The following is a 4,590-nucleotide window of genomic DNA, read 5'->3' on the forward strand; positions in this document are numbered from 1 at the left end:
CAACAAGCTGGTCACGGCCTATAACGACATCATGCAGATGTCGGTGTAACCGCGAGTCAAAGCGATTCCGGCGGCAGGGCTGTTGCGCCCGTCCGAGCCGATGCGCCCCATTTGCAATGCCGTGCGGCTGCACGGCAGGCCAGTCCGTCCGGCGCGCCCTTGCGGCGCTCGGTGGCAGGCGGCCTGCCTCGTTCAGCGCGATATCGCCCCCGTCGGCCCGTCATCCTCCTTACATCGGCCTAAAGCTTTCCCGCTGCCTATCCGATAACCAGATACAGGCAGAGATTGTGGTGCGGCAACGCATCCGGATCGCGTGTCACGACAACTGAAGTGCCAGAGAGGAGGAGCGCCGATGTTTTCCCCAGAACACTCCGGAGCCGATGCGTACACGCGCGTCGGCGTCGAGACGGGGGTGATGGGCGCGAGTCCGCATCGTCTGATCGTGATGTCGGATCAGGGCGCCCGGCGAGCAATCGCGCAAGCGCGCACGCATCTTCAGACGGGTAGTGTGCCGGCTCGAGGCGAGGCGATCGGCAAGACGATTCAGATCGTCGAAAGCGGGCTGCAGCAGTCGCTCAAGCTTGAAGCGGGCGGCGAGATTGCAGAGCGGTTGAACGCGCTATATAGCTATATGCCGCGCCGGCTGCTCGAAGCCAACATAAAACAGAGCGAGGCGATGCTGGCAAAAGTGGACGGCCTGCTGGCAACGCTCGAAGAAGCATGGATCGGCATTGCCCCCGAGATCGCGCGGATGGCAACCCAGCCGGCCGCGGAAAGCATGAGATGACATCGAACGCAGAATATTTCGCCCGCTACGAGGCGATTGCAGCGATTTCCCGCCGCATGCTGACAGCTGCCCGGCGCGCCCTGTGGAACGATCTGGTCGACTTGCAGGAGGAATATCGGCATCTGGTGGAAGCGTTGAGAGACGCCGAAACCGGCGTCAAGCTGGACGATGCGGAGCGCTTGCGCAAATACGCCCTGATCTGTCAGATCCTGGCCGACGACGCCGCGATCCGCGATCTGGCCAATCCGCGCATGGCCAATCTGTCGGCGCTGTTCGCCGGACGGCCGACTCGTGTGCTCAAGGAACTGTACGGGGTGCGCTGAGTTTATCGGCGGGGAGTCTGCCCGAGGGTAGGTAAGCGCGTTGCCGCCATTGTGACGAAGGAATGGGTATGAACGGAATCGACACGGTCGTCAGTTCGTTGCTCGCGAACCGGGTCGACAGTCTGCTCAATCTCGCGGCGGGCAGCGCGACCGCCTCGCAGACCGGTGCGGCGGGCGTCGATAGCGCGCCTGTCACTGTCACGCCTCTCACGCCCCTCGCCGCTCCGCCGGCTTCCGCGCAAACCGCGCTGTCCGCCGTCGCGTTGGCGCTCAACGCGATCATCAACTCGGGCGGCGAGGCAACCCCGGCGGTGCTCGGCCAGGTACCCATCTGGCCCGCCGCGCCGGCGCTGGATGTCGAGGCCGGCGGCTTGCCGCTGTTCGACACGCCCGCTGCTTCATCCACGAATCCGAATGCCGCCGCGACGACGGCCACCGCCAATGTGATGGCGGCCCAGGTGCCGGTCGCGGCGCTCGCGGCCGCGCTCGAACAGACGGTAGCTGTTAGCGGTCTGTTCTACGAATCTCATCTTGCACAATGGCTGGCAGGGCAGCGGCCGCCCGCCGCGCTCGCTGACGAGGCGCAAAACAAGCTGGTCGCGGCCGCGACGCAATTGCCGCTCGACTGGGCGAACGACGCCGATCAGGCTTCTTCGTCCAATGCGGCGCCCCGTCAGGGCACGGGTACGGGTGGGAGCCCCAACGGCCCGGCCAATGGCGCGCCAGCCCGTGCGATGCCGTCGATCCTGACCGCGCAGGCCGCGCTTTTCGTCGCGGGCGAGCTGCTGGCGAGTTCTCTGCCCGATCTGAACGGGCAGCCGGCGCACTCGAGCGCGCACAGCGCCGCGGCGCAACTGGCCGGGGACGGGTCGTCGCAAAACTCGCAATCGATGGCAGCGGCGGTTCATCCCGAGACGATTCCCCTCGTGCGTCAGCAACTCGATCTGCTTGCCACTGGGCAGTTTCGCTGGACCGGCGAAGCATGGCCGGGCGCCAAGCTCGACTGGACCATTGAGCAGGAGGGCGACGAGTGGGACCGCAGCGGCGGCGGCACGGCAAGCGAGGAGGATCAACCCTGGCGCACGCGCCTCACGCTTTCTTTGCCGGCGCTCGGCACCGTCGATGCCGACCTGACGCTGACGGGCTCGCGGCTGGTGGCGCGCGTGCAGGCGAGTCCGGCCGGCGCGGCGCGGCTGGCGATGCAGGGCGAGAGCTTCCGGCAACGGCTCGCCGCTGCGGGCATCGAACTGAATGGATTGACGATTCGTGAAATCGGCGGTGGCGCGCCGGCTTCCGCGGCGGGCGCTGCGGGGGCGACCGCGCAAGCGGCGGCGTCGGCCTATGCGCGCTCGGCGGCGGCTGCGGCCGCTGACAAGGTGCCGGCGGGGCGCCGCGATACGCGTGCCGGTAGCCCAGGCGCCGCGCCGCTCGACAATTTCGACTGGGATATGTGATGAGCCGCAAACACCGCCGCAGCGCGGCCGCGCTCGTCTACGACGCACACGGCAGCGATCCCGCACCGCGCGTGATCGCCAAAGGCTACGGCATGCTGGCCGAGATGATCGTGCAACGCGCCAAGGAGGCCGGCATGTATGTGCACGAGGCGCCGGAGATGGTCTCGCTGCTGATGCAGGTCGATCTCGATACGCGGATTCCGCCGCAGCTTTATCAGGCGGTGGCGGAGTTGCTCGCGTGGCTGCATCGGCTGGAAAGCGGTGCCGAGCATGAGCCGGAAGGTGGTGCGGCCGGTGTTGAGGACGTCATCGATGTGGTCGCGACGGATATAACGGATGTTTCTGGCGGCGCGGCCGGGCGTTGAGAGTGTCTGTCGCGCGGTTGGCGGTCGCGCGGATGGCCGCCGCACGGATGGCCGCCGCACGGATGCCCGCCGCACGGCCGGCCGGCCACCCCACGGATGCACGCCGCATCAAAACCGCATCATCAGCTTCAGCAGCGCATTCACCCGTTTGCCGTACGGCGGCGAAATCCACCCACGCGCGTTCAGGCGTGCCTGCGTCAGCACCGGCTTCATCTTCGAGAAGGTGACGAAGCCTTCGTAGCCGTGGTACGCCCCCATCCCGCTGGCCCCGACACCGCCGAACGGCAGACTTTCGCACGCCAGATGCATCAACGTCTCGTTGACCGCCATGCCGCCCGCGATGGTTTCGCGCGTGACACGCTCGATGGTGGCGGTGTCGTCGGCGTAGAGATACAGCGCGAGCGGACGCGGACGCGCGTTGACCCACGCGATCGCGTCGTCGAGTGTGTCGTAGGAGACGATCGGCAGCAGCGGGCCGAAGATCTCCTCCTGCATCAGCGCGCTTTCATCCGGCGCATTCGTGACGGCGATCAGCGGGAAGCGACGGCTTGCCTCGGTCGGCGTGCTGTCCGTGAGCCCGTGCAGTTGCGCGCCGAGAGCCTGCGCTTCGTCGGCAAGACGTTGCAGCCGCGCGAAGTGCCGCGCCGAGATGATCGACGTGTAATCGAGGTTGTGCGCAAAGTCGGGGTACATCTTCGCCATCCGCGCGCGCGCCCGTTCGATGAACGCCTGCTCCTTGCCGCGCGGCACCAGCACGTAGTCCGGCGCGACACAGGTCTGGCCCGCGTTGAGCGTCTTGCCGGCGATGAGGTTATCCACCGCGTTGTCGAAGCGCGCATGCTGACCGATGATGGCCGGCGACTTGCCGCCAAGCTCCAGCGTGAGCGGCGTCAGATGTTCGGCGGCGGCGCGCATCACTTCATGGCCGACCCTGGTCGAGCCGGTGAACAGCAGATGGTCGAACGGTTGCGCGCTGAACGCGGCGGCCAATGCGGCGTCGCCGTTCACCACCGCGACGTGATCGCGTGCGAAGGTCTGGCCGATCAATTGCTCGAAGAGCGCCGCGGTGCACGGCGTCAGCTCCGACATCTTGATGATCGCGCGGTTGCCGGCCGTCAGCGCGCTGATCAGCGGACCGACGGCGAGTAGCACCGGATAGTTCCACGGCACGATGATGCCGACCACGCCGAGCGGCTGCGGCACGACTTTCGCGCGCGCCGGCATCAGCCATTTGTTGGTGCCGCGGCGTTGCGCTTTCATCCAGCGTTTGCCGTGCCGGAGCGCGGCGTCGATCTCACCCTTGATCAGCAGGAACTCGGCGAGCAGCACTTCCTGTTTCGCGCGATTGCCAAAGTCGGCGTTCATCGCGTCGGCCAGTGCGTCGCGGTTGTCGAGCATCACTTTGCGCAACGCTTTCAGATGCGCGGCGCGGTTTTCCCACGACGGATACGGCGCGCGCAAATAAGCATGGCGTTGCTCGCGCAGCAGCGCTTCGAGCGCGGCGACTTCCGGCAGATCGTTCTTCATAGGTGTCCACTCCCTGATGGATCGCGGTGCGCGTTGAATCGCGCTTATTGATGTGTTGTCGTGTCTTGCGACGGTCTTGCGAAAGGCTTTGCAAAAGCTCGGGCGGATTCGCCCGCTTCAAATCTGACATGCGG

Annotated in this window: 6 protein-coding genes; 5 read left to right on the forward strand and 1 reads right to left on the reverse strand. The window is 66.4% G+C overall.

Annotated features, from left to right (window positions below; translation table 11 throughout):
- From QOC89_RS31975 to QOC89_RS25015, 5 genes are all read left to right on the forward strand, one after another.
- Positions 1-49 (forward strand): flagellar hook-basal body complex protein FliE (locus QOC89_RS31975; RefSeq protein ID WP_416340466.1); only part of this gene is annotated, 49 nt, incomplete at its 5' end.
- Between the two features lie 303 nt (positions 50-352).
- Complete coding sequence (fliS, locus tag QOC89_RS25000) at positions 353-787, forward strand: flagellar export chaperone FliS (protein ID WP_323047465.1); 435 nt, start codon at positions 353-355, stop codon at positions 785-787.
- The gene (locus QOC89_RS25005) at positions 784-1,110 is read left to right on the forward strand and encodes a flagellar protein FliT (RefSeq protein WP_323047466.1); all 327 of its coding nucleotides are present in this window, start codon (positions 784-786) and stop codon (positions 1,108-1,110) included. Before fliS ends, QOC89_RS25005 begins: the two co-directional genes overlap by 4 nt.
- 68 nt (positions 1,111-1,178) lie before the next feature.
- Entirely contained in the window at positions 1,179-2,564 is a 1,386-nt protein-coding gene (locus tag QOC89_RS25010) for a flagellar hook-length control protein FliK (RefSeq protein ID WP_323047467.1), read from the forward strand.
- On the forward strand, positions 2,564-2,929 hold the full coding sequence (locus QOC89_RS25015; RefSeq protein WP_323047468.1) for an EscU/YscU/HrcU family type III secretion system export apparatus switch protein: 366 nt from the start codon (positions 2,564-2,566) through the stop codon (positions 2,927-2,929). The genes QOC89_RS25010 and QOC89_RS25015 overlap by 1 nt, the downstream gene beginning before the upstream one ends.
- A gap of 108 nt (positions 2,930-3,037) precedes the next feature.
- Here QOC89_RS25015 and QOC89_RS25020 read toward each other — a convergent pair whose 3' ends face one another.
- Positions 3,038-4,456: a coniferyl aldehyde dehydrogenase gene (locus QOC89_RS25020; protein WP_323047469.1), complete on the reverse strand. Its 1,419-nt coding sequence runs from the start codon at positions 4,454-4,456 to the stop codon at positions 3,038-3,040.
- Between the last annotated feature and the right edge of the window lie 134 nt (positions 4,457-4,590).

The sequence above is a fragment of the Paraburkholderia sp. genome (genome assembly GCF_034668105.1).
Taxonomy (GTDB): domain Bacteria; phylum Pseudomonadota; class Gammaproteobacteria; order Burkholderiales; family Burkholderiaceae; genus Paraburkholderia.